We start from the raw sequence: 26,289 nt of genomic DNA on the forward strand, positions 1-26,289 counted from the left end.
AAAACTTTCATAAATTCAAAAAATCCTGATGTTTTTTCATCGGGATTTTATTTTTGATTATTTAAACACTAATTCCATGGAATTGTGTTAAACATTATTTGTCAATCGATCCTAAAACCTTTTGTGCAAAAGAATTTAAAGCGTCTTTTTCACTCATTCCTGTTTGTACGTTGGCATGAACTTCAAGTGCGCCGCAGATGTTAGTGATCAATTCTCCGACAACGTTCAAATCTTCTTCACTTACTCCTCTGAACTCTGAAAAACTTTCCAGGACTTCCAGTGTTTTTTCAAGGTTTTCAGAAGTCTGATTCTGATAAAACTGTCTTATTACCGGTAGTTTCATTATAATTCGTTAAATAAGTTAATTAAACTGTCTGCCTGATTGGTCTGAACCTGATTTACCAGTTCACCGTTTCTGAAAATTGCAAAAGTCGGCAGGTTATCTACTTTAGCCAGTTTTCTGCTTTCCGGCAATTTCTCAGCATCTACATATAGGAAAGGAATACTGTCGTTTTCAGAAGCTAATTTTTTGAATTTTGGCTTCATAATTCTACAGTTTCCACACCATGTTGCGCCGTATTGAACGACTACTTTTTCATTTTCGCTTACAATATTCTGCAGCGTATCTTCTGTTAATTCTGTATACATAAGTTAAATTTTTATTTTAAAATTTAACAATGTACCAATAAAACAATGTAACAGTTTACCAATCATCTTCTTCTGCATCATTGTTACATTATTAGATTGATACATTGCTAGATTAAAAATTTAGTTTTTCGCTAAATATTCAGCGGTAGAATTTCTGTCAGCTTTCATTGCTTCTTTTCCTTCTTCCCAGTTGGCAGGGCAAACTTCACCATGCTTCTGAACGTGAGTATAAGCGTCGATTAATCTTAAATATTCTTTTACATTTCTTCCCAAAGGCATATCATTTACAGACTCGTGGAAAATTTTTCCTGTCTCATCGATAAGATATGTTGCTCTGTAGGTAACGTTTGAACCTGTGAAAACCTCTTCTCCTTCGTCATTATATTCAAAATCCTGATCAACAATTCCTAACAGATTAGCAAGCTGTCTGTGTGTATCAGCTAAAAGCGGATAAGTAACTCCTTCAATACCGCCGTTATCTTTAGAAACATTCAGCCATGCAAAGTGCACTTCGTTTGTGTCGCAAGATGCACCGATCACTTTAGTGTTTCTTTTTTCAAATTCACCTAAAGCCTCCTGGAAAGCATGAAGCTCAGTAGGGCACACAAAAGTAAAATCTTTCGGGTACCAGAATAAAAGAACTTTTTGCTGATTTGCAGTAGCCTCTTCAAAAACGTTAATTCTAAGATCATCACCCATTTCAGACATTGCGTCAATGGTTACATTCGGGAATTTTTTTCCTACTAAAGACATAATTTCTTGTTTTTATATTTAAATTTTCTGATGCAAATATAGAAATGATTTATCTATCAAACAAATCATTATTGATTAATAAAATCTATTATTGTTTTAGCTTAATAATAAATAAAAAAGCCCTGAATTCAGGGCTTTAAGTTATTTTTAGTAACCAAAAATCTCGGTTAAGTTTAATTTTTTCACTTCTCCAAGTTTCTGCATATCTGCTTCATTCACTTTATCCTGAGAAGCAACTACACAATAGGTATATTTTTTATCTTTCATTTCCTTATCGTGGAAACTATTGATATCTGCAAAGGTAAGCTTTGGAGCCTGTTCGTAAACATCTTTTCTAATATCAGTACTGTTTCCAAGTTTTTGCGCGCGCAGATAGGTGAAGATGATATCATCCTGCGTGATTCTTTCCGCAGCAATTGTTTTTTTCAATCCGCTTTTTGCTGTTTCAAATAACTGGTCAGATTTTGGAAGCGTTGTCAACAGCTCGTTCATAGCAGTTGTCGAATCGTTGAATTTGTCAGCTTGAGTTCCCACATAAGCCATGATCATATCCTTATCTTCTTTCTTGCCGGGAAGCGAGAAATAAGAATATGTAGAGTAGGCCAAAGCTTTTGATTCTCTAATGGTCTGGAAAACTACAGAACCCATTCCGCCGCCAAAGTAGTTGTTGAACAAATTCACTGTAGGCGTAATACTCACATTATAAGGATCACTGTTTCGCACCCAGAAAATTTCTGCCTGTACCATATCATAATGAGCAAACAACACTTTATTGTTATCCGTTGCAATTTGCTTGAATGTTTTAGATTTAGGCATTTCTTTAAGTGAACTCGGAACATTATGAATCACGGTTAAAGCAGATGATACCTCATTCGCAGACTTCGGACCGTAATGAAGTATTTTATGTTTATAGTTAAATAAATCATGCAGCACATTCACCAGGTCTTCCGCTTTTAATGCATCTAATTCTGCATCACTCAGCACATTATTAAACGGATTTTGAGGACCATACTGTGCATAGCTTCTGAGTCCGCTCATGATAGAGCCTTTGTTCTGTTTTGCATTGGCTCTCGCTTTTTTCAATCTTGCTTTGTATGAGTCAAGCGCTTTCTGATCAGGCTGGCAGTTTTTAATTAAATCTTCAAACAAAGCAGCCGTTTTATCAAAGTTTTCATTTAAACCTTCCAGCGAAACATAAGTTTCTTCATTTCCGGCACTTACATTAAAGCTTGACGCCAGTTTATAAAATTCTTTACTGATCTCTTCTGAAGATTTGTTTTTTGTTCCTAAATACTGCAGATATTCAGCGGCAAGAGGTAATATCTTATTATTCCATCTACCTGAATCGAAGTAATAATATAATCTGAAGAGATCATTATCGGTATTTTTTACAGAAAGAACATCGACGGATTTTACTTTACTTTTCGCAATATCTTTATCAAAATTCAGCCAAACGGGAGAGATCGGTGCTTCCGGCATCTGATCAATCTTTTTCAGGAACGGAGACTGATCTTCTCTGTTTACTGAAACCTCAGTAATAGCTGGCTTTTCAACTTTTAGGATGTTTTTATCTTCGCCTTTCCTTTTATAAACTGCTACATAATTATTATCTTTAAGATATCTGGAAGCAAAATCCATGATATCTTTTTTCGTCAGCTTTGAAATTTCTTCTATGTATTCCAGCTGTGTTTTATGATCTACTTCAGAAGTGAATTCATCCATCAGAGATTCAGCACGTGATGTATATTTTTCGTATTTCTGAATCACATTCTTTTTTTCGTTATTCACGATTGACTGCATCAGATCATCAGAAAATTCGCCTTTTCTCAGTTTGTCAATTTCCTGAATCAGCAGGCTTTTCACATCATCCAGAGACTGTCCTTCCGTAGGATTTCCCTGTAACAAAAGAACAGAATAATCTTTTAAAACATACGGATAAGCATAAGCGCTCAACAGCTTTTGTTTTTTAACGAGATCAAGATCGATCAATCCCGCCTGTCCGTTCGTAAGCATGCTTCCGATGAAATTCAGCATTCTTGCATCTTTTGTGGTAGCCCCCGGAAAACGGAATCCAATCATTATATTCTCAGGATTTGGCCCGTAAACCTCTCTTGAAATAGGCTCTGTAATAGGTTTTTCCTGTCCAACGTTATATTCAGGAATAGCCTTTGGCTTCATATAAGAAAATGCCTTGTCAATTTTGGCAATCATCTCATCAGGATTGAAATCTCCCGACATGATAATTCCCATATTATTCGGAACGTAATAATTATTGTAATATTCACGGATTGCTTTCAGAGAAGGATTTTTAAGATGCTCAATTGTTCCTATCGTCGTTTGTTTTCCGTAATTGTTATTTGGGAAAATAGCGGCGAACATCGCTTCATAAACTTTTCTTCCGTCATTGTCCAAGCCTCTGTTTTTCTCTTCATAAACAGCCTCCAGTTCCGTATGGAAAAGCCTTAAAATTGGCTGTCTGAATCTTTCAGCCTGTACTGCCAGGAATTTATCGGTCACATTCGCAGGAATATCCTCCGTGTAGACTGTCTGTTCGTAAGAGGTGAATGCATTGGTTCCGTCTGCACCCATTCCAGACATCATTTTATCGTATTCGTTGGCAATGGCATATTTTGCGGCTTCTCCTGAGATTTTGTCAATTTCCTTATAAATTTCCTTTCTTTTTGCCTCATCCTTGGTCTGGTTATATTTTTCATAAAGCGCATCGATTTGGTCTAAAAGAGGCTTCTCCTTTGCCCAGTCTTTAGAACCAAACTGATTTGTACCTTTAAAAAGCATATGTTCCAGATAATGTGCCAAACCTGTATGATCTGAAGGATCGGTTTTACTTCCGGCTTTTGTAGCAATGAAAGTCTGTACTCTCGGATCTTTTTTTGTCGGACTTAAAATAACGGTAAGACCATTTTTTAAGGTGTAATATCTTGCAGCAGTAGGATCATTGGTTACATATTTATAGGTGTAGCCATTTGATTTTGCTTCCTTCCACTGGAAATCCTGCCCGTAAGCATATCCGCAATAACTGGCTGCGGCAATGCTCGTTACAATGGTAATTCTTTTTAAAAAATTCATTTGTCGGAGTTTTTAGTTTTATTTATAAATGTTTATTAGCTGAATTTTTCTAAGGCACTCTTAATTCTTCTCATGGCTTCAGTAAGCTCTTCTTCTGAAGCAGCGTAAGAAAACCTGATGCATTCAGGGCTTCCGAATGAAACGCCGCCTACGCATCCTACATGTGCATTTTCAAGAAGGAACATGGCAAAGTCGTCAGAGTCTTTGATTTCTGTTCCGTTTAACGTTTTTCCTATGTAAAATGATATATCCGGAAAGAAATAAAAAGCAGCTTTTGGCAACAATACTTTGAATCCGGGAATATCTTTCATTAAATCATATACCAGATCTCTTCTTTTTTTGAAGGCATCGATCATATATTTGTATTCTGAAGGATCTGCCTGTAAAGCGGTAATTGAAGCTCTTTGAGCGACAGTATTTGCGCCGCTTGTCATTTGTCCCTGAACTTTTTCGCAGGCTTTTGCCAGCCATTCCGGGCATGCAGAATAACCGATTCTCCATCCTGTCATCGCAAAAGCCTTTGACATTCCGTTGATTACAGCCGTCTGTTCATACACTTCAGGAAACTGGGCAATTGAAGTTGTTTTTGTTTCGTAGTTGATGTATTCGTAGATCTCATCTGAAATGACGGTTACGTGAGGATATTTAGCGATAACTTTAGCAAGGGATTTCAATTCATCATAGGTATAGTATCCACCTGAAGGATTACAAGGTGAGCTGAACAATATAGCTTTGGTTTTATCGGTAATGGCTTCTTCCAGTTGTTCTGCCGTAATTTTAAAATCGGTAACGTATGAAGTCGGCAGCATTACGGAAACTCCGCCCATCATCTTTACCATTTCATCATAGCTTACCCAGTATGGATTTGGAAGGATAACTTCATCACCATCGTTAAGAAGTGCCGCAAGAACATTTATAATCGCCTGTTTGGCGCCGTTTGAAACACAAATTTGTGCAGGTTTATATTCTAAATTGTTGTCTCTTTTTAATTTTTGAGCGATAGCCTGACGCAGCTCAAGAAATCCTGGGACAGGGGAGTAGTGACTGTAGTTCTGGTTGATGGCATCGAAAGCAGCCTGCTTTATATTGTCCGGAACATCGAAATCAGGCTCGCCCAAAGTAAGGCTGATGACATCTATTCCGTTGGCTTTCATTTCTCTGGCCTTATTTGACATAACAAAAGTTTGTGAGTAACCAAGTCTGTTTACTCTTTCTGAAAGTTTCTCCATTTAATTATTCAATTTTAACAAATATATTAATAAAAAATATTTGAAGGAAATTAAAAGGTTTTGTTCAGTTTAAAGTTTATCACTATGTTTGTAGTTATTCAATGTAATTTTAAATAAAATACCTGAAAATGTACAAATTCCTTTTTCTTATTATAATGTCATTTGTTTCCGCTCAGCATTACCGTTTTGTGTACGAATACAGAATGAAGCCTGATGTCAACAAAAAAGATTCTATCATTACCGATGTTATGAATCTTGATACCGATGGTAAGAAGTCTTATTTCTATAATGCTGTAAAATATGAAAGAGATTCGACGTACGCTGCAACAAAAAGTTACAAGGATTTGCTTTTGTCTAAAAATTACGACCAAAATCTCAGCTATATTGTTGAAAAAGATTATGTTGCAAAGACTGTAAAATTCTATGATAAATTCAAGACTGTCAACCTGCTGATTCGCGAGCGTGAAATTCCTGAATGGAAAATTGAGAAAGAATTTTTAAAGATCAATAATATTGACTGCCAAAAAGCCACCGCAAATTTTAAAGGGAGAAGTTGGGAAGCCTGGTTCAGTAAAGATTATCCTGTAAATGACGGACCGTACAAGTTTTCCGGACTTCCGGGACTTATTGTTAGTATAAAAGATTCAGAAAATAATCATATTTTTAATTTAATTCAAATCAAAAAAATCAACGAAATATTTTCACTTTTACCGAAATCTACCAAAGAAATGACTTTTGCTGATTATAAAAAGACGATGGGTAGTTTTACTTTTACCACAGACGATATTGAAAGCCTGAGCATTAACAAGCAAACAGGAAAAGCAGATATTCAGGTAAAGGATGGATATTTTGTAAGGATTGGACTCGATGAAATGAAGTCAGGAAAGTTGGATGAAAAAATTCTTCAGCGTTTAAAAAGGACGAATAATTATATTGAAAGAAATTAAAAATGACAGTATGGTGCAATCTTATTTTTTTTGAATTTGAATTAAGCCGATAAAAACTTATTTTTGCTTTCTATAATATTTCACATGTCTACAACGTTACTACTAAAATACTTTCCGGATCTTACAGAAAAACAGATTGAGCAGTTCCAGAAACTGGAAGATTTATACCATGAATGGAATGAAAAAATCAACGTAATTTCAAGGAAAGATATGGAATCTCTGTATGAAAAGCATATCCTGCACTCTCTCGGAATCGCGAAAGTAATGGAATTTGCTCCCGGAACAAAAGTTTTGGACATCGGAACGGGCGGCGGCTTTCCTGGGATTCCATTGGCGATTTTATTTCCTGAAGCAGAATTTACTTTGATTGATTCTATCGGAAAAAAGATAAATGTTGTAAAAGCAGTTGCTGAAGGAGCCGGATTGCAAAATGTAACGGCAGTTCACGGAAGAGCCGAAAAACTGAAAGAGAAATTTCATTTTGTAGTAAGCCGTGCAGTAACACAGATGCCGGAATTTCTGAGATGGCTGAAAGGAAAATTTGAAAAAGATCAGTTTAATGTCAAGCATAACGGAATTTTATATTTAAAAGGCGGTGACCTTGCTGAAGAACTCGCCGGACTCAAATGTGAGATTTTTAATCTTAAAAACTATTTTGATGAAGAATTTTTTGATACGAAAAAAGTAGTTTATGTATCAAAAGGGAATTTTAATTCTTAAATTAGCGTTAAGGAATACCATTTGATGAAAATATAGTAATAATCAAAATTTTGTAGTTATGAAAAATTTTTTCCGTTTTGGTTTTTCTGCATTTTTTTTAGGATTATTTTTTATTTCGTGTAATGACGATGATGATTACCAAACCATTGAATCAATTGATAAAATCAAAATTGACAGTGTAAAGATTGTTAATGACACGATGGATGTTTTCAGTATTCAGAGTATCAAAACATATTCTACGTATCCATCTCACTGCGAGGGTTTTTACGGGTATGATTATGTTCCGAATGATAATCTGACAAGAACGGTTACATCATATAAATACACTACCAGCGGACCTTGTACACAGGCAAATTATACCTCTGCCAACCAGATTAATTTTAGTCCGCAACAGGTTGGCACTTATACTTTTAAATTCTGGAATGGTGGAAATAACTGGATTACCAGAACAATTGTAGTTGAATAGAAGCAAATGAAATGGATTTTTTTAGCTTGTTTTCTGATTTCCCATATTGTATTCGGGCAGAAAATATACTGGGCAGAAAACGTGAAGTTAAACTGGAGTAACTTCAAAAGCAAAATAAACAACCAGCGGGGTGCCAATGTTGTAGCATATACCAATTGCGGCTGGATTTATTCTTATGTAAAATCTTCCAATCCCAAAGCACCAATCAAGATAGAAATTCAGACTGTTTTTAATGAAGATAAGTCTTGGAAAGATGTAAAAAGAATCAACGATTATGTACTTCTGCATGAGCAAAAGCATTTTGATGTGGCTGAAGTATACGCCCGAAAACTTCGCAAGGAAGTGGCGGAAAAAATAAAAACATCTTCAGATTTTGATAAATATTTTAAAGCGATTTATAATAGGAATCTAAAAGAATATCAGGATTTTCAAAGGACCTATGACGGCGAAACAAAAAATGGAATGCTGGAAGATAAACAGTCGGAATATAATCGTATTATTGCTGAAGGATTGGAAAAATATAAAAGCTATTAATCGTCTTGAAATTCCTGAACAAAATTATTGATGAACTTCTTGCCCAAAACACTGATCTTTCAGGGTTCAGTATCGTTCTACCCGGAAAAAGACCAATTGTTTTTATCCGTGAGATTTTAAAAGAAAGAAATTATTCGGGCTTTCTTCCTGATTTTCTTACAGTTGAGGAATTAATTCACCGGATTGCAGATAAACAGGAAATTCAGGGGATTTCATTGTGGCTTTTTGCTTTTGATGTCTATAAAAGTCTGAACCTTATCCCAAATGATGATTTTTCTGAATTCTTGAAGTGGTTCCCTACCTTGCAGAAAGATTGGGATGACATGATGAAATTTTCGGAAAATGATCAGGCTGTTCTGCAATATATGTTTGATGAAGAAAGGATCAAAGACTGGGCACAAAATCTTGGAGAAAACGATGATGTGCCGAGAAAAAAATTCCTTAATTTCTGGAAAAATATGAATGTTTTTCTTCCGGTATTGAAGAAAAAACTGCAGGAAAAAGAGTGGGGAACTTCCGGAATGATTCATGAAACAGCGAAAAAAAGAATTGAAGAATTTGCCAAAAATACAAAAGAACAATTCGTTTTCTGTGGATTCAATGCCTTTACTCCAGTAGAAGAAAAGCTGGTAAGAACCCTTTTACAATGGAATAAAGGACAGTGTTTTTTCCAGGCCGACCGATACTATTTTGATGATGAAAGGCAGGAAGCAGGAAAATTTCTCAGAAATCATAAAACCTGGAAAGAATTTAATGACAGCCGTCTTTTCAATTGGATTGAAGACGATTTTAATCAACCTAAAAATATAAAAGTCTACGAAGTTTCAGGAAATATTACCCAGACGAAAATTTTGCCTGAAATTTTTAAAGAGATCGAGAATAAAACATATTCGAATACAGCCGTTGTTTTATTGGACGAAAATTTGCTTCCTGCAAGTTTAGATGTCATGTATGGGATTCAGAATCTGAATATTACAATGGGTTTTCCATTGAAAAATCTTTCCTTTTCAAATGCTGTCAAACAGCTTTTTTATCTTCAGAAACAACTGGAGAAAAACAAATCATCCTATTACTACCGAGATATTTTCCCTATCCTTGAAGAGCTTCCGAAATCTACTGAGGATGAGCTGATTATCAATAATTTTAAAACTAAAATTGAAGAAAGAAATATAGTTTATATCTCTAAAAAGCTTATGAATGAGCTTTTAGACAACCTTTCTTATTTTAATCTGCTTCAAAAAGCTGTTTCAACTAATGACTATTTAGATGCACTGATTGCATTTTGCAGACAGATAAAATGGCTTGAAATTGATGATATTCAATATGAAAATGTATCTCATTTTGAAAATGCGTTCAGGATCATTAAAAACCAGCTGGCTCCGTATCAGTTTGAGATCCGAATGGAAACGCTGGAAATTCTTATTAATCAGCATATCAATTCTGAAAGTATTGATTTTCAAGGCGAACCTTTAAGAGGACTTCAAATTATGGGGCTTTTAGAAACGCGTCTTCTGAATTTTGAAAATGTCATTTTATTATCTGTGAATGAAGGAAAGCTTCCGTTGGGAAATTCGCAGAATACTTATATTCCTTTTGATGTACGGAAGTTTTTTGATCTTCATACTTTTTTAGAAAATGACAGCATATACGCATATCATTTTTACCGTCTAATCCAGGATTCTAAGAATGTTCACTTGTTGTTTAATGCGTTGAGTTCAGGAGTTAATACAGGGGAAAAAAGCAGATTTATTACCCAGATCGAAATGGAAAGCTCCCATCAAATTGAGCACCTGATCATTGAAAATTCATCTGAACCAATTATTACGCAACCAATCGAAATTAAGAAGACAGAAATTGTTTTAGAAAGACTTGAAAAATGGAAATCAAAAGTTTCTGCTTCACATCTTACGAGCTATCTTTATAATCCGATTGATTTTTATCTTTCCAAGATATTGAATACTTCAGAAACTGATGAAATTGAGGAAGAACTTTCCGTCAGAAATTATGGCAATCTGGTTCATTATTCACTTCAAGAAGTATATGAATCTTTAAAAGGTAAAATTTTAAAAGAGAATGATTTAAAGAACTCAATTAAAGCTATAGATCAATATATTGAAATCGCTATTGACAAATTAAAACACCAGCCTGAATTTTACGATAAAGGCATGAATTTCATTCATAAAGCGATAGCTAAAAAAGTGATTGAAACAATTCTTAATCATGATTTAGAATTGGTAAAAGCAGGTAATATATTAGAGATTATTGATATCGAAAAGCGTTTTCAAGGGGTAGATTTTTATTTAAATGAAACAGATAAAATTTCTTTTTTCGGATTTATTGACAGAATCGACAGACTGAACGGAACGCTAAGAATTATTGATTATAAAACGGCTAAAATAAAAAATCTTATTGTGAAAATTGACGAAGATAAAATCGACGAATATTTTCATAACAGTGATAGAAAACAGGCTTTACAGCTTTGTATTTATCAATATGTGGTCGAAAATTTACCCGAATTCTGGGGCATGCCTGTCGAAACGGGAATATGGAGTTTTGCTGAAGCAAAAAAAGGCGTTGTTTCGTTACAGTTTGAAAAAGGAAATATTGAGGATGCCATGAAATCTGTTAAAAGTTTGATTGAAGAAATCCTGAATCCGGAGATTAATTTTGTAGAGGAGATTAAAGCATATTCCAATTAAAAAGGTGACTTCGAAGTCCTCAGCCACCTTTTTGTGTGTAATATGATTTACAGAGAGTTACAGTGAGTTTCTCGAATCACCATTTATAATTAAAATGCATTTATTCCGGTAATATCAAGACCAGTGATCAATAAATGAACATCATGCGTTCCTTCATACGTGATCACGGACTCAAGATTAGCCGCGTGTCTCATCATCGGAAATTCGCCCATGATTCCCATTCCACCAAGGATCTGACGGGATTCTCTTGCAATATCAATCGCCATTTTTACATTGTTCCTTTTGGCCATAGAAATTTGTGCCGGTGTTGCTTTATGATCATTTTTAAGATTACCTAACTGTAAGCAAAGTAACTGGGCTTTAGTGATTTCTGTTAAGAATTCTGCCAGTTTTTTCTGCTGAAGCTGATAAGATCCGATTGGCTTTCCGAACTGTTTTCTTTCTTTAGCATATTGAACTGCTGTACAATAGCAATCAATAGCAGCTCCGATTACACCCCAGGAAATTCCATATCTAGCTGAATTTAAACAAGATAAAGGGCCTTTAAGGCCTGTAACACCAGGAAGCAGATTTTCTTTAGGCACTTTTACATTGTTAAATACCAATTCCCCTGTTTTTGAAGCTCTTAGACTCCATTTATTGTGGGTTTCAGGAGTGGTAAAGCCTTCCATTCCCCTTTCTACGATAAGTCCCTGCACTTTACCTTCTTCATTTTTTGCCCAGACTACTGCTATGTCGCAAAGTGGCGAATTGGTGATCCACATTTTAGCACCATTTAAAAGATAATGATCTCCCATATCTTTGAAATTCGTTTCCATAGAACCGGGATCTGACCCGTGATTAGGCTCGGTAAGGCCGAAAGAACCGATCATTTCTCCGGCAGCCAATTTAGGCAAATATTTTCTTTTTTGTTCTTCAGAACCAAATTCATTAATGGGAAACATCACCAAAGAACTTTGTACAGAAGCAGCAGAGCGCACTGCAGAGTCACCTCTTTCAAGCTCCTGCATGATTAATCCGTAGGAAATCTGATCAAGCCCGGAACCTCCGTATTCCACAGGAATGTAAGGACCAAGAGCTCCGATTTGTCCCAATTCTTTCATTAAATTAGGAATATCGGTATGGTTTTGTGCAGCATGATCTATCTGAGGCATTACAAAACTTTCTACCCAGTCTCTTATTGACTGTCGGATAAGTTTATGTTCTTCGGTAAGTAAGGAATCAATCCCGTAATAATCGGGAATGCTTGTAAGGGAATAATATGACATTATATTTTTAATTTTTCTAAAAATAAGACTTTTAAGGTATTCAGAAAAATTTTTTTTCGATGTCGTTTATTTGTTGATTTTTAGCATTTTAAATGTAGAACTTAATCATTTAATTAAAAATCAGTTTTCCGCCGCTTCGTTGGAAATAGGATATTGGCTGGTAGGATTATAAATTCTGTTTTTAAACTTATACAGATAGGGTGCCTTATTGGCAGAACCGTCATAGAGCTTCTCAAGTCGGTCTAATATATTTAAGCTAAGTATTTTACGCTGGAAATTATTTCTTCGGAATTTTTCACCTAAAATCGTCTCATACAGACACTGAAGATCTTTCATCGTGAATTTTTCAGGAAGAAGATTACTGGCTGCAACCTCTGTATTGATGTTCATTCTCAAATATTCCAATCCGGTTTCAATAATTCTGTCGTGGTCAAAAGCCATATTGGGTAAATTGTTGACTTCCACCCATTCACAGGTTTCATTGAAAGCATCGGGGAAAGTGTTGGCAATTGAAAAATCGATGAGACTGCAGTATCCCACGGTAATAAATCGCTGAAAGATCCAGTGGTCTTTAGGAACCTCTATTCCCTTATTTTCTAATAAAATCTGGTGGATATTATTCTCTGTTCTGTCGATTCTCCCGAATGTATGAAACTGCTTCAGGAAAATGTCTTTCAAATGCGTTCTTTCGTATAAAACACGTGCTGCTGCTTCCCGAAGATCTTCATCGTTGAATACAAAACCTCCGGGAAGGGCCCATAAATTGAGATCGTGGTATTTCAGAAGCAGAACTTTCAGAATGTTATTATGAAAACCAAATATAGTGCAGTCTACAGATACATGGGCAACAAAGTCTTTTGTATCAATGAGTTCCTGAAGTGTTTCTTTGTTTTTTTCGGTATTGATTTTCATGGGAGTAAAAATAAAATTATTTTCTAAATTTTTTCATCTGCAAATCTAAAATAAATTAAGCTAATTATAAATATCACAAGCACAGAAGATAAAATATATACAGAATAAAAACTTAATAATTGGTTTCCAAACAAAGCAGCCATCATAATTGAGCTCACAGAACTGCCCAGTGAAGAGAAAATAACAATTAGGGAAGTAAAAAGATTGGCTTTAGATTTATCAATTTTAGCAATCATTTTAGAATTGATAACAGGGTAGAGTGGCGACAAAAACAATCCAATAACGGGAAATAGAAAGAGTAACGCTTTTGAATCCTGTGTATCTACAAACTGTATTCCGATGATGATTGCTAATACTATCACAATTAATGATATACAAAAAATGTAATATTTTGATAATGAAAACCGATGAATAATATTTGCGGTGATCGTTCTTCCTATATATGAAAACAATGCCAGAAAAGAAGAAGCCTGTAGTGCAAAAAATGAATTTACTTTCAAGTGTTTTTTATAAAAGGACGGCAGCCAGGAATTAAAGCTCTGTTCGAGAAAAACGATTGAAAAGATGATCGCTAAAAAAATGATCAATAACGGATTGAATAATGTTGAAAGATCTTTTATGATATTTTCTTTTTCAATCTTTGCCGGTTCAGCTATCGGAAGTTTCAAAAACAAAAAAATCGCGATGGCAGATAATATCGAAACAGATAAAAAACCAAATTTCCAGAATTGGGAAAACTGACTCGAAATCAACCATCCGAAACCTGTATTGACCAAGAAAATCCCTATCATAAAGGATGCTTCGACATTGTTCATCGTTTTTGCCAGCGACTTTTCCTCTGAAATATTATTCCGGATAATACCAAAAACACATATTTTTCCGATGGCAAAACATGTTCCGATAATGGCAAACCATAACTTATAAAACCAGAAAACTTCTACGAAGGGTAAAATAAGGGAACAAATCCCAACAATTGTTAAAGCGAGAATAAGTGACTTTTTTGTTCCGAATCTGCTGATAAAGTTCACTGCAAAAAGTGAAATAAGAGCTATCGGAAGATCCTTAAATGATTCCAGAAATCCAAGCTTCTCATACGTAACTTTTGCCTCCGAAAGCTGGAGAATCACGATGCCCATACAGTTGAGCACGATTGAAAAAATCAGGAAAGTAAGCTTCAAAGGAAGTGATATTTTGGAATGGTTGCTTATCATTTTGGGGACTCTTATCATTAAATTTTGAGGAAAATTTGCAGTTTTAAAGATAAAAATTATGCCTTTAAACCCCCAAAAATAAACGAAAAATTAAAATATTTATTAATAAAATGTTAAATAAAAGAAAAAAAATATATTTTTATTGTCTCAATTTGAGAATTAAAAAACTAACTGTATATGAATGTAAGAATATCTAGAAGTTTGGGAATGGTTGCAGTGCTCTATTTTACTGCAAATTTCAATGCCCAGAACACAAAGAGTGACACCCTTCCGAAAGAGCAGAAAATCGAGGAAGTGGTAATGATCGGTTACGGTACCCAGAAGAAGAGTAACGTGACAGGTGCGATCTCAAGTATTAAAGCCAGCGATATTGACAATGCGCCCGTAGCTGGCAGACCCGAACAGGTGCTACAAGGTAGGGCAGCAGGTGTCTCTGTAATTTCAAATTCTGGACAACCAGGAAGTGCTCCTACAATACGTGTTCGCGGGATCACAAGTTTCGGGGCAGGAAGTAATGATCCTTTATGGGTAGTTGATGGTATTGTAGTAGATAATATTGGATGGTTAAATCAATCTGATATTGAAGGAATGGAAATTCTTAAAGATGGTGCTTCTGCTGCAATTTATGGTGTTTCTGCAGCAAAAGGTGTAGTTCTAATTACTACTAAAAAGGGTGCCAAGGGAAGAATGAATATTGCGTATAACGGTTTTTTTGGAGTAGGAAGTGCCGCGAGAAAACTAGATTTATTAAATGCAACCCAATATGCAACCATTATGAATGAGGCAAATGTAAATGATAATCATTCACCAATGTTCTCCAATCCAAACTCTTATGGAGTAGGGAGTGATTGGCAAAAACAAATTTTCAATAGTGCTCAACGTCAGTCACATGAATTTAGTCTTAATGGAGGAAATGATAAATCAACATTTTATACGTCATTTGGTTACTATGACCAAGATGGTATTGTATTAAGAGACATTTCAAATTACAAAAGAATTAATGCTAGATTTAATTCAACACACAAAGTTTTCAACTTTTTAACTATAGGTCAAACTTTTGCATATACCCATGTAAAAGCACAGGGGATTAGTGATAATAACGAGTTTGGAGGCCCTTTGAGTTCTGCGATCAACCTAGATCCTACGACTCCTGTTATAGTTGATAATGTTTCTAGCCAGCCTTTTCCAAGTGACTATACAAACAATGCCAATATTATAAGAGATCCAAATGGAAACCCTTATGGAATATCACACTACGTAAGTAAGGAAATGACAAACCCTTTGGCGTTTCAAGAAACACAAAGAGGAAGATACAGATGGTCCGATGACATTGTTGCTAACGTATTTGGTGATTTAAAAATTAATAAAAATTTCAATTTTAAATCAAGTATAAATGGTAAACTGTCCTATTGGGGAAATCAGGCATTTACCCCTAAATCTTATTTGAGTTCTGCTAATTCAAACTCTACAAATAGTTTATTCCGCGAAATCCAAAAGAAATTTGAATGGAATACAGAAAATACACTTACTTACCAAAACAAATTTGGTTTACATAACCTAAACGTATTATTGGGACAAGGTTATTATGAGTACAATATTTCTTACGGACAAAATACAACGTATAAAAATCTTCCGACAAATGATTGGCAAGAAGCATCTTTCAACTTTGATATAGCTCCATCAGACAAAACATCAAACGCATGGGATGGAAAAGAAACACATAAAGCTTCTTATTTTGCAAGAGTTGTTTATGATTACGATAATAGATATCTTTTTACAGGAACTGTCCGTAGAGATGGATCTTCAAAATTTGGAAAAAATAATCATTGGGGAACTTTTCCGGCAATGTCATTAGGATGGAATGTATCTAATGAAAATTTTTGGCCAGAAAATAATGTATTAAACAGTCTAAAGCTTAGAGGTGGATACGGAGTTTTAGGAAATGATGCAATCTCAGATTTCCAATTTGCTAACTTCCTGGTTGCAGGAAGTAATTATACTTTCGGGGATAACATTATTCATGTCGGGTATGCACCAAGTACTTTAGAAAATCCAGATTTGAAATGGGAAAGAACTTCTCAATTTAATATTGCAGCAGATCTTAAGTTGTTCAGAAATTTTGATTTGAGCATTGATGTTTACAGAAAGAAAAGTACAGATATTTTAAGACAGGTTGAGGTGCCTGGTTATTTAGGATTAATTAATAATCCATGGAGAAATATCGGGGATATGAATAATGATGGTATTGAAGTTACTTTAGGATATAAAAAGAATTGGGGAGATTTTGGAATTTCAGCAAACGGTAACTTCTCTTATTTAAAGAACGAGATCACGAGATTAGAAGGTGGAAAAGAATACGTTAATTTTGCTTCATTCCAAACTCTAGGAACTGTTTCAAGATTACAGGTTGGTCAATCCTACGGTTCTTTCTATGGATATCAGAACTTAGGTGTTTTTCAAAATCAATCAGAAATTGATGCTTACAGAAATTCTAATGGAGGATTACTTCAAGCTAATGCAAAACCTGGTGATTTTAAAAGGTTAGATGCTAATGGAGATGGCAAAATAGATGAAAATGATTATGTTAATCTTGGTAACTCTGTTCCAAAATATACATTTGGTTTTACGCTAAATATGAATTATAAGAACTTCGATCTTATGGTATTTGCGCAAGGGCAAGCAGGTAATAAGATTTTCCAAGGACTAAGAAGACTTGACATTCCTGAAGCTAATTATCAGACCGCAATTCTTGGTCGCTGGACAGGTGAAGGTACTTCTAATACAATTGCAAGACTTACAAAAGACGATCCTAATCAAAATTATACAAGAATGTCTGACTATTATCTTCAGAAAGGAGATTATCTTCGTTTAAAATTAGTGCAAATAGGATATACACTTTCCAAAGATGTAGCAAAGACTATTGGTGCTTCCAAGATAAGATTTTATGTAACGGCAGAAAACTTAGTGACATTTACAAAGTATACAGGCTATGATCCTGAAATTGCAGGAGGGGATACATTTGGTATTGATAGAGCTTATTATCCTCAAGCCAGAACCTTTCTTTTCGGTGCTAATGTCCAATTTTAATTAAATGAGAAAAATGAAAAATAAAAGATTTATATATAAAAGTGTCTCAGTTCTAATGCTTGCAGGAATTGGTTTAGGAACAATTTCTTGTAATAACAGCAATCTGGAAGATGTGCAAAATACAGGAACTTTTGATTCAAGTAATTATTTTCAAAATGAAGAACAGTCTTATTCTGGGCTTGTTGCCACATATGATATGCTGAGAAAGTATTCCGGCGGATTTGAAAATATGGTAACATTTTTTAATGGTGCTTCAGATGACTTCTATTCAGGAGGTGGAAATTCTTCAGATGGTGCAGGGATTCAAGGATTTTCTAATTATTCAATCAATTCTGTTATTATGCCCGCAAGTTACTGGAAGGATTATTATCAAGGAATTGCTAAGGCTAATTTATTATTAGATAGAATTCCTAATGCAAACATGAATGATCAAACAAGAAAAAGATTCGTTGCAGAAGCTAAGGTTTTGAGATCATTATACTACTTTGAATTGCTTAGAATGTTCAAAAATATCCCATTGGTTTTAAAGCCGATTTTAGTAACAGATGATTATTATAACATTCCTCAGGCGAAACCTGAAGATGTTTACACCCAGATAGAAGGTGATATTGTCTCAGCTATTAATGATCTTCCGATGACTATTCCTGTAGCTAATAAAGCTGAGTTGGGAAGAATTACACAAGGGTCAGCAAGGGCTATTTTAGGAAAAATTTATCTTTATGATAAAAAGTTTTCACAGGCTGCTGCAGAATTTGCTCAAGTTAACGGAACTCCTGGAAGTACAAGTCAATATGGATATAAATTGGTAAAGAACTTTGCAGATCTTTGGGTAATCGATAATAAATTCACGTCAGAATCCATTCTAGAAGTAATGCATACGAATGGCAGTAATGCAGATTGGGGGTTCTGGGGTTCAGGAAAAGATGAAGGAAATTCTGTAAATCAGATGGTAGGAATTATTTCTTATGGCAAAGTAGATACTTCGCCAATTGTAAATACGGCTCCAAGTATCCATAAAGGCTGGGGGTTCAATCCCGCAACAGAAGCTTTATTCACATTTATGCAAGGGGATCCTCGATTAGATGCTACGATTTTTAATGCAAAAGCATTGGTTCAGCAAAACAAGGTTACTTACTCACCGGGATTCAGAGATACGGGATATTTTTTAAATAAATATCTACCAAGAACAGAAGATGAGACTACTTTACCAGGAGTTGTAGAACTAAATTTCCGTCAAAATTATATAGCAATACGCTTAGCAGATACTTATTTAATGGAAGCAGAGGCGCTTGGAGGCTCAGGCTCCAGGGCTCAGGCGCTATTAGATGCAGTTAGGGCAAGAGTTGGACTTACTTCTGTTCCCGTTTCAATGCAGGCGATTAAAGATGAGAGAAGAAGGGAATTAGCAGGTGAAGGTCACAGATGGTTTGACTTGGTAAGATGGGGTGATGCTCCTGCAGTATTAGGATCACGAGGATTTACGGCAGGTAAGAATGAAATTTTGCCAATTCCTTTCAACGAACTTACAAATACACAACTTAAACAAAACCCTGGATATTAAAAAAATTAAGGTATGATAACTAAATATATCAATAAAAGTCTTTTAATAGGTTCTGCTGCTTTTTTTCTGGCGGCTTGTACTCCTGATTCGGTAGAAGAGGGAAACGGATTGACACAGCCAGCCGTTGATGCAAAGTTTACCATTACTAAAACAAGTGAGAATCATTATCATTTAAAAAGAGTGAATGATAATAATGTTGGTTTTATCAATTCACAATGGAATATTGATGGTGATGGTTTTGTAAATGGAAAAAATGAAATGGATATTTTCCTGCCAGATGCCGGTACGTATGTCGTTCAGCATAGTGCTGTTGGTATTGGCGGACAGTCTGGGGGTATGACTAGCCAAACTATTGTAGTTCCTACTTCAGATCCTGTTGCGGGAAATATTATCCAAGGTGGAAGATTTGATACTCCTGATGAAGTTTCAAAATGGACTATTTTTCCAATAAGCTCTACCGGCGCGCAATGGGTTTTTGCCAATGGAAAAGCTATAATTGTTGCTTCAAATAGTAATCAGCAAGCTTTTTATCAGGCCATAGATGTCGTAGCAGGACAGAAGTATGCTATAGATATGGTAGCTTCATCTGCAACGGGTCTGGAAGATACATGGTTTGAGGTTTATATGTTAAACAGCTTACCAGCGCCGGGGAATGACGTTAGTGGTAGTGTTTACAGAAATATTAATACTTGGGACGGATGTGGCAAAACGGCATTTGGAGGGAAAGTTTCTGCAATAGGTTGTAATGCTAGTAAGAACGGCGGTGTTTATACTGCAACAACTACTGGAACAGTCTATTTAGTAATTAAATGTGGTGGAAAAACAGTCAACAGCTTAAGTGTTGATAAAGTTGAAATAAGAAAAACTACTTAATCAACCTAAATTAAATTAATGAAATTACAATATTCACAATATTCATATAGTTTCGTACTTAGAAGTGCTGCACTTTGCGGTGTAGCGCTTCTTTCTTTTTTAAACTGCAGCAGTACGTCTTCTGATCTGGCCAATAATAACGATAATTCAGGAAGTAACGGAGGTGGAAATACATCCGGAGATCCTGTACAGGTTTGGGTCACGAAAGGAGATCAGTCAATAAAATTGCAGCAACAGAATACAGCATATTTTTCCGGAAATTCAGCTTCAGGAACATCTATTGAAGTGAATGCTTCACAGGTTTTCCAGACGATTGATGGATTCGGATATACTTTGACGGGCGGAAGTGTGCAGGTAATTAATCAGTTAAGCGCTGCCAAAAAGCAAGAATTACTTAACGATCTGTTCAGCAGTTCAGGTATTGGTGTCAGTTATCTGAGAATAAGTATCGGAGCTTCTGACCTTAACAGTGAAGTTTTCTCTTATGATGATATGCCTGCAGGACAGACAGATCCTACATTAGCTCAATTTAGTTTGACGAAAGATCAGGCGGTAATTCAGATGCTAAAAGACATTCTTGCACTCAATCCGAATATTAAAATATTGGCAACACCGTGGTCGCCACCGGTTTGGATGAAGGATAACGGAAATAGTGTCGGAGGGAGCCTAAAGTCTGAATTTTATGGTGTCTATGCACAATATTTCGTAAAATACATTCAAGCCATGCAGGCGCAGGGAATTAAAATTGATGCGATTACGCCTCAAAATGAACCTTTGCATCCGGGAAATAATCCGAGTATGTATATGACAGCTACACAGCAGGCAACTTTTATTAAAAATAATTTGGGCCCAGCTTTTCAGGCTGCGAATATTACTACAAAAATTATTGCGTACGATCACAACTGTGACAATCCTGCTTATCCATTGGCTGTTTTAAATGATTCCGGTGCAAATCCATATGTTGACGGATCAGCTTTTCATTTATATGCGGGGGATATTTCGGCTTTAAGTACAGTTCACAACTTATTTCCTAGTAAAAATGTGTATTTTACAGAACAATGGACAAGCTCTACAGGAAATTTCGGAGGAGATTTGGATTGGCATACTAAAAATATTATTATTGGATCTATGAGAAACTGGAGCCGAACAGCATTGGAGTGGAATGTGGCAAATGATGCTTCATTCGGTCCTCATACACCAGGCGGATGTACACAATGTAAGGGCGCTGTTACCATAAACGGATCTGGCAACTATGAAAAAAATGTGGCCTATTATATTATCGCTCATGCCTCGAAATTTGTTCCGGCAAATTCTCAGAGAATTGAATCTACACAAGGAGATAATCTTTCAACAGTAGCTTTCAAAACACCGGCTGGAAAAACTGTATTGATCGTTCAAAATGGCAATTCAGCGGATAAAGCATTTAATATTAAATATAATCAGAAAACAGCTCCGGTAACAATTCCGGCAAGTTCAACAGCAACTTATATTTTTTAAGTTAAAATATGATTATCTGAAATTTGTAAAGAATAAAAACTTCTTGTTCTTTTGTTAAATAGAATGTCTTTGTAAACTTTAAAACAATCAGTTAATAAAAGAATCTTTGCGAACTTTGTATTAACAAAACAGCAAAAGCGGATAATCAAAAATAAAATTATAAATGAAAAGAGCTTATTTCTTATTGGCAATGACAGCGTTTGGAATGAATGCATTCGGACAAAAGACCATCGATCAAAAGGTTTCCGAATTGTTGTCGAAAATGACATTGGAAGAAAAAGTAGGACAGTTGGTTCAGTACAGTGGTTTTGAATATGCCACAGGACCACAAAATTCCAACTCTGCGAATGTATTAAATGAAATAAAACAAGGGAAAGTGGGCTCGATGCTCAACGTAGCGGGAGCAGAAGAAACCAGGAAATTTCAGGAATTAGCTTTAAACTCAAGATTAAAAATTCCATTATTATTTGGTTTAGATATAATTCATGGTTACAGAACAACCTTTCCCGTAAATATTGGACAGGCGGCAAGCTGGGATTTAGGATTAATCGAAAAATCTGAAAGAATTGCAGCCACCGAAGCATCAGCCTACGGAATCCACTGGACTTTTGCACCAATGGTAGACATCGCAAGAGATCCGAGATGGGGAAGAGTAATGGAAGGCTCGGGTGAAGACACTTATCTTGGTACACAGATCGGTCTGGCAAGAGTTCGTGGCTTTCAGGGAAAAGGACTTGGAAATCTCGATGCCATCATGGCGTGTGCTAAGCATTTCGCGGCATACGGAGCAGCTGTTGGAGGAAGAGATTACAACTCGGTAGATATGAGTTTAAGACAATTAAACGAAACCTATTTACCACCTTTCAAAGCTGTGGCAGAAGCCGGTGTTGCAACTTTCATGAACTCTTTTAATGACATCAACGGAATACCGGCCACGGCCAACAAATATATCTTAAGAGATTTATTAAAAGGAAAATGGAACTTCAAAGGATTTGTCGTTTCTGACTGGGGAAGTATTGGCGAAATGGTGAACCACGGATATGTAAAAGACAATAAAGAAGCTGCAGAAAAAGCAATTACGGCAGGCAGTGATATGGATATGGAAAGCCGTGCCTATATGACTGAACTTCCAAAATTAGTTCAGGAAGGAAAAGTTGATCCTAAATTCATTGATGATGCTGCCAGAAGAATTTTAGTTAAGAAATTCGAAATGGGATTATTTGATGATCCTTATCGTTTCAGCAACGAAAAAAGACAAAAAGAGCAGACCAATAATAATGAAAACAGAAAATTCGGCAGAGAATTCGGATCTAAAAGTATTGTTTTATTAAAGAACGAAAAAAATATTCTGCCTCTTTCGAGATCAACAAAAACGGTCGCCCTGATTGGTCCTTTCGGGAAAGAAACTACTGCCAACCACGGATTCTGGTCGGTTGCATTTAAAGATGATAATCAAAGAATTGTAACACAATTTGACGGGATTAAAAATCAACTTGATAAAAACTCAACATTACTGTATGCAAAAGGTGCAAATGTTGATGATCAGGACAGATCCATGTTTGCAGAAGCTGTGGAAACGGCTAAGAAAGCAGATGTTGTCATTATGACTTTAGGTGAAGGTCATGCAATGAGCGGTGAAGCGAAAAGCAGAAGCAATATCCATTTTTCCGGAGTTCAGGAAGATCTTTTAAAAGAAATTGCAAAAACAGGAAAGCCGATTGTTTTAATGATCAATGCAGGAAGACCTTTGGTTTTTGACTGGGCTGCAGACAATATCCCGGCAATTATGTATACATGGTGGCTGGGTACGGAAGCAGGCAATTCTATTGCAGATGTCCTTTTTGGTGCAGTGAATCCAGGAGGAAAACTTCCAATGAGTTTTCCAAGAACAGAAGGGCAAATACCTGTTTACTACAATCATTACAACACGGGAAGACCAGCCAAGAACAATACAGACAGAAATTATGTTTCTGCTTATATTGATTTGGACAATGATCCGAAATACCCTTTTGGATATGGCCTAAGCTACACTAAATTTACTTATTCGGATATGAGTGTAAGTTCAACGAATCTTAAAGGCAATCAGACATTAAACATCAGTGTAAGAGTTTCCAATACCGGAAATTACGATGGGGAAGAGGTGGTTCAGCTATACATAAGAGATTTGTTCGGAAAAGTGGTAAGACCGGTGAAAGAACTGAAAGGCTTTCAGAAAGTTTTCATTAAAAAAGGGGAAAGCAAAACAGTAAATTTCACTTTAACACCTGAAAATCTGAAATTTTATGATGATGAATTAAATTTCGACTGGGAAAGTGGCGACTTCGACATCATGGTAGGAACCAATTCACAGGAAGTCCAGACAAAGAGAATTAATTGGTCTAAATAATAAATAGTTTACTTTACTAAGAGCGGGATAATACCCGCTTTTGGTGGTAAAAAACAGATGTTTTTAACAAAACTTTCAATATGAAAATTAAACTTCAATATATTTTTAATGTAGTCATCGGAGGAAGTCTTGCCTTCTCTTTATTAAACTGCACTGCTAACAAGCATCCTGGCCAGAAACTGATATGGTCGGATGAGTTTAATTATAAAGGATTACCTGACTCCACCAAATGGAATTACGATATCGGAGGTCACGGATTTGGAAATGAAGAATTACAGTTTTATACCAAAAACCGTCTCGAAAACGCGAGAGTAGAAAAAGGAAACCTTATTATCGAAGCAAAAAAAGAAAACTGGGAAGAAAACAAATACACTTCAGCAAGACTTCTTACAAAAGGTAAATTTTCTTTTGAATACGGAACTGTTGAAGTTAGAGCTAAATTACCTAAAGGCCGTGGCACATGGCCAGCCATTTGGATGATGAGTGAAAAAATGAAAAGATGGCCGGATGACGGTGAGTTGGATATTATGGAACATGTGGGATATAACCAGGGATTCATCCATGCTTCGGCGCATACCAAAAATTATAACCATAAAATTAATACCCAGAAAACAGATACAATATTCGTAAAGGATGTCAGTGAAAACTTTCATGTTTACAAAGCAGACTGGACGCCTGAAAAGATCGATATTTATGTTGATGATAAGAAATTTTTCACTTATGAAAATAAGGAGAAAACCTATGGTGCCTGGCCTTTTGACCAACCTTATTTTATAATATTAAATCTCGCCGTAGGAGGATTGTGGGGCGGTAAAGAAGGAATCGATGATACTGTTTTTCCTCAGAAGTTTGAGATCGATTATGTACGGGTTTACCAAAATAAATAAGGTGAAAGGTTAAGATTTAGACCACATAAATTACAATAAAAAGAATAGAAAAAAGAAGAAGAAATAAATGAAAAAGCTAATTGTAAGTTGCTTTGTGATAGGTGTTGCATTTAATGCCAATGCACAAAATTATTGGAAAAAGAATGCAGGGAAAACAGCAAAAGTTTTTCTTACCAATTCTAAAACCAATGAAAAAATGGTTGATAAAGGAAATGTGAAGTTTGAAAAAATGGCTCAACCTAAAGAAATTGATGCGTGTATTTTTGTAGATCCGGATTTTAAATACCAGAAATTAATCGGTATAGGCGGCGCTATTACGGATGCTGCAGCCGAAACATTCTATAAACTTCCAAAAAATAAACAGAAAGAAATCATTGAAGCCTACTACGGGAAGAACGGATTGGGATATACTGTGGTGCGTACGAATATGAATTCATGTGATTTCTCAAGTGATTCATATACTTATGTGCAGGATAATGATACTTCTTTGAAGACCTTTAATGTTTCTCATGATGAGAAGTATAAGATACCCATGATTAAGGAGGCTCAGAAAACAATAGGAAAAGATTTTACGTTATATTTTTCGCCATGGAGTCCACCTGCATGGATGAAATCAAATAAAAGTATGCTGAAAGGCGGAAGACTTGAAAATGCTTTTTATCAGACCTGGGCAGATTATTATGTTAAATTCATAAAAGAGTACGAAAAACGAGGAATAAATGTGTGGGGATTGACAGTTCAAAATGAACCCATGGCAACGCAGACCTGGGAGTCATGTATCTACACGGCCGAAGAGGAAGGAGATTTTCTTAAAAATAATTTAGGACCGACGCTCTGGAAGAACGGATTTAAAGATAAAAAGGTAATGATTTGGGATCACAACCGTGACCTGATATATCAAAGAGCAACCACAACTTTGAGTGATCCTGAAACTTCAAAATATGCTTCCGGAATAGGATACCACTGGTATGAAACCTGGAACAATAAAACACAACTTTTTGATAACCTTTCTGAAACCCAAAGAGCCTTCCCAGACAAATTTCTGGCATTTACAGAAGGATGTAAAGAACAGTTTGATATGTCTAAAATTTATGACGTAAAATTGGGTGAGCTGTACGGAAGAAATATGTTGAATGACTTTAACAAAGGTACCGCTTTATGGACCGACTGGAATGTTCTTCTCGATGAAACCGGAGGGCCAAATCATGTAGGAAATTTCTGCTTTGCACCCATTATTGCCGATACAAAAACAGGTGAAGTGCACTATACTTATGAATATTATTATGTTGGGCACGTCTCAAAATTCATTAAGCCTAATGCGCAAAGAATCGGAAGTTCATCAAATAGGGTAGCGCTTACTTCCACCACGTTCATGAATGAGAACGGACAATTGGTAACGGTAATTATGAATGATTCCGATAATGATATTGATGCCAATCTCTGGATTGAAGGAATGTCTGCAAAACTGGCAGCACCTGCACACTCTATACAGACCGTAATTTTATAAACTTCATATTAACATTA

General features: G+C 35.7%; 20 protein-coding genes. 12 read left to right on the plus strand and 8 right to left on the minus strand.

The genetic code is table 11. From position 1 onward, the window contains the following. Positions 1 to 94: 94 nt before the first annotated feature. The 5 genes from BMW64_RS06140 to BMW64_RS06160 form a co-directional block, all read right to left on the minus strand. On the minus strand, positions 95 to 343 hold the full coding sequence (locus BMW64_RS06140; protein WP_089999129.1) for a DUF6952 family protein: 249 nt from the start codon (positions 341 to 343) through the stop codon (positions 95 to 97). After that, entirely contained in the window at positions 343 to 648 is a 306-nt protein-coding gene (locus BMW64_RS06145; protein WP_089999130.1) for a thioredoxin family protein, read from the minus strand. Before BMW64_RS06145 ends, BMW64_RS06140 begins: the two co-directional genes overlap by 1 nt. Positions 649 to 768: 120 nt before the next feature. Continuing rightward, positions 769 to 1,401, minus strand: a complete 633-nt coding sequence (locus BMW64_RS06150; protein WP_089855172.1) for a peroxiredoxin — start codon at positions 1,399 to 1,401, stop codon at positions 769 to 771. Positions 1,402 to 1,548: 147 nt separating this feature from the next. After that, positions 1,549 to 4,488, minus strand: coding sequence for a M16 family metallopeptidase (locus tag BMW64_RS06155; protein WP_089999131.1), 2,940 nt, complete (start codon positions 4,486 to 4,488; stop codon positions 1,549 to 1,551). Between the two features lie 35 nt (positions 4,489 to 4,523). Further along, positions 4,524 to 5,717: a pyridoxal phosphate-dependent aminotransferase gene (locus BMW64_RS06160; RefSeq protein WP_089999132.1), complete on the minus strand. Its 1,194-nt coding sequence runs from the start codon at positions 5,715 to 5,717 to the stop codon at positions 4,524 to 4,526. Positions 5,718 to 5,845: 128 nt separating this feature from the next. Here BMW64_RS06160 and BMW64_RS06165 point away from each other — a divergent pair, with 128 nt between their 5' ends. The 5 genes from BMW64_RS06165 (at position 5,846) to BMW64_RS06185 (ending at position 11,083) form a co-directional block, all read left to right on the plus strand. Beyond that, complete coding sequence (locus BMW64_RS06165; RefSeq protein ID WP_089999133.1) at positions 5,846 to 6,664, plus strand: GLPGLI family protein; 819 nt, start codon at positions 5,846 to 5,848, stop codon at positions 6,662 to 6,664. 84 nt (positions 6,665 to 6,748) lie between these two features. Beyond that, on the plus strand, positions 6,749 to 7,384 hold the full coding sequence (rsmG, locus tag BMW64_RS06170; RefSeq protein WP_089999134.1) for a 16S rRNA (guanine(527)-N(7))-methyltransferase RsmG: 636 nt from the start codon (positions 6,749 to 6,751) through the stop codon (positions 7,382 to 7,384). A 58-nt stretch (positions 7,385 to 7,442) separates the two neighbouring features. After that, positions 7,443 to 7,850, plus strand: a complete 408-nt coding sequence (locus tag BMW64_RS06175) for a hypothetical protein (protein ID WP_089999135.1) — start codon at positions 7,443 to 7,445, stop codon at positions 7,848 to 7,850. Between the two features lie 6 nt (positions 7,851 to 7,856). After that, positions 7,857 to 8,384: a DUF922 domain-containing protein gene (locus BMW64_RS06180; RefSeq protein WP_089999136.1), complete on the plus strand. Its 528-nt coding sequence runs from the start codon at positions 7,857 to 7,859 to the stop codon at positions 8,382 to 8,384. A gap of 5 nt (positions 8,385 to 8,389) precedes the next feature. Continuing rightward, a complete protein-coding gene (locus tag BMW64_RS06185; RefSeq protein ID WP_089999137.1) occupies positions 8,390 to 11,083 on the plus strand; it encodes a PD-(D/E)XK nuclease family protein in 2,694 nt (897 codons plus the stop codon). An 89-nt stretch (positions 11,084 to 11,172) separates the two neighbouring features. Here BMW64_RS06185 and BMW64_RS06190 read toward each other — a convergent pair whose 3' ends face one another. From BMW64_RS06190 to BMW64_RS06200, 3 genes are all read right to left on the minus strand, one after another. Next, the gene (locus BMW64_RS06190; protein WP_089999138.1) at positions 11,173 to 12,351 is read right to left on the minus strand and encodes an acyl-CoA dehydrogenase family protein; all 1,179 of its coding nucleotides are present in this window, start codon (positions 12,349 to 12,351) and stop codon (positions 11,173 to 11,175) included. A 120-nt stretch (positions 12,352 to 12,471) separates the two neighbouring features. After that, positions 12,472 to 13,263 carry an NUDIX hydrolase gene (locus tag BMW64_RS06195; RefSeq protein ID WP_089999139.1) on the minus strand — a complete coding sequence of 264 codons (792 nt, stop codon included), beginning with the start codon at positions 13,261 to 13,263 and terminating at the stop codon, positions 12,472 to 12,474. A 23-nt stretch (positions 13,264 to 13,286) separates the two neighbouring features. Then, positions 13,287 to 14,492, minus strand: coding sequence for an MFS transporter (locus tag BMW64_RS06200; protein WP_228400858.1), 1,206 nt, complete (start codon positions 14,490 to 14,492; stop codon positions 13,287 to 13,289). 159 nt (positions 14,493 to 14,651) lie between these two features. On the opposite strand from BMW64_RS06200, the gene BMW64_RS06205 reads away from it, so the two are divergent. The 7 genes from BMW64_RS06205 to BMW64_RS06235 all read left to right on the plus strand — a co-directional run bounded on the left by BMW64_RS06205 (position 14,652) and on the right by BMW64_RS06235 (position 26,272). Then, a complete protein-coding gene (locus BMW64_RS06205; RefSeq protein ID WP_089999141.1) occupies positions 14,652 to 17,561 on the plus strand; it encodes a SusC/RagA family TonB-linked outer membrane protein in 2,910 nt (969 codons plus the stop codon). 13 nt (positions 17,562 to 17,574) lie between these two features. Continuing rightward, complete coding sequence (locus tag BMW64_RS06210) at positions 17,575 to 19,122, plus strand: RagB/SusD family nutrient uptake outer membrane protein (protein ID WP_089999284.1); 1,548 nt, start codon at positions 17,575 to 17,577, stop codon at positions 19,120 to 19,122. A gap of 12 nt (positions 19,123 to 19,134) precedes the next feature. Next, complete coding sequence (locus BMW64_RS06215) at positions 19,135 to 19,995, plus strand: hypothetical protein (RefSeq protein WP_089999142.1); 861 nt, start codon at positions 19,135 to 19,137, stop codon at positions 19,993 to 19,995. An 18-nt stretch (positions 19,996 to 20,013) separates the two neighbouring features. Further along, entirely contained in the window at positions 20,014 to 21,492 is a 1,479-nt protein-coding gene (locus BMW64_RS06220; protein ID WP_089999143.1) for a glycoside hydrolase family 30 protein, read from the plus strand. A 163-nt stretch (positions 21,493 to 21,655) separates the two neighbouring features. Beyond that, the gene (gene bglX, locus BMW64_RS06225; RefSeq protein ID WP_089999144.1) at positions 21,656 to 23,878 is read left to right on the plus strand and encodes a beta-glucosidase BglX; all 2,223 of its coding nucleotides are present in this window, start codon (positions 21,656 to 21,658) and stop codon (positions 23,876 to 23,878) included. Positions 23,879 to 23,958: 80 nt separating this feature from the next. Beyond that, the gene (locus BMW64_RS06230) at positions 23,959 to 24,765 is read left to right on the plus strand and encodes a glycoside hydrolase family 16 protein (RefSeq protein WP_089999145.1); all 807 of its coding nucleotides are present in this window, start codon (positions 23,959 to 23,961) and stop codon (positions 24,763 to 24,765) included. Positions 24,766 to 24,832: 67 nt separating this feature from the next. Further along, on the plus strand, positions 24,833 to 26,272 hold the full coding sequence (locus BMW64_RS06235; RefSeq protein WP_089999146.1) for a glycoside hydrolase family 30 protein: 1,440 nt from the start codon (positions 24,833 to 24,835) through the stop codon (positions 26,270 to 26,272). Positions 26,273 to 26,289: the final 17 nt, after the last annotated feature.

The sequence above is a fragment of the Chryseobacterium taichungense genome, assembly GCF_900109935.1.
Taxonomy (GTDB): Bacteria; Bacteroidota; Bacteroidia; order Flavobacteriales; family Weeksellaceae; genus Chryseobacterium; species Chryseobacterium taichungense.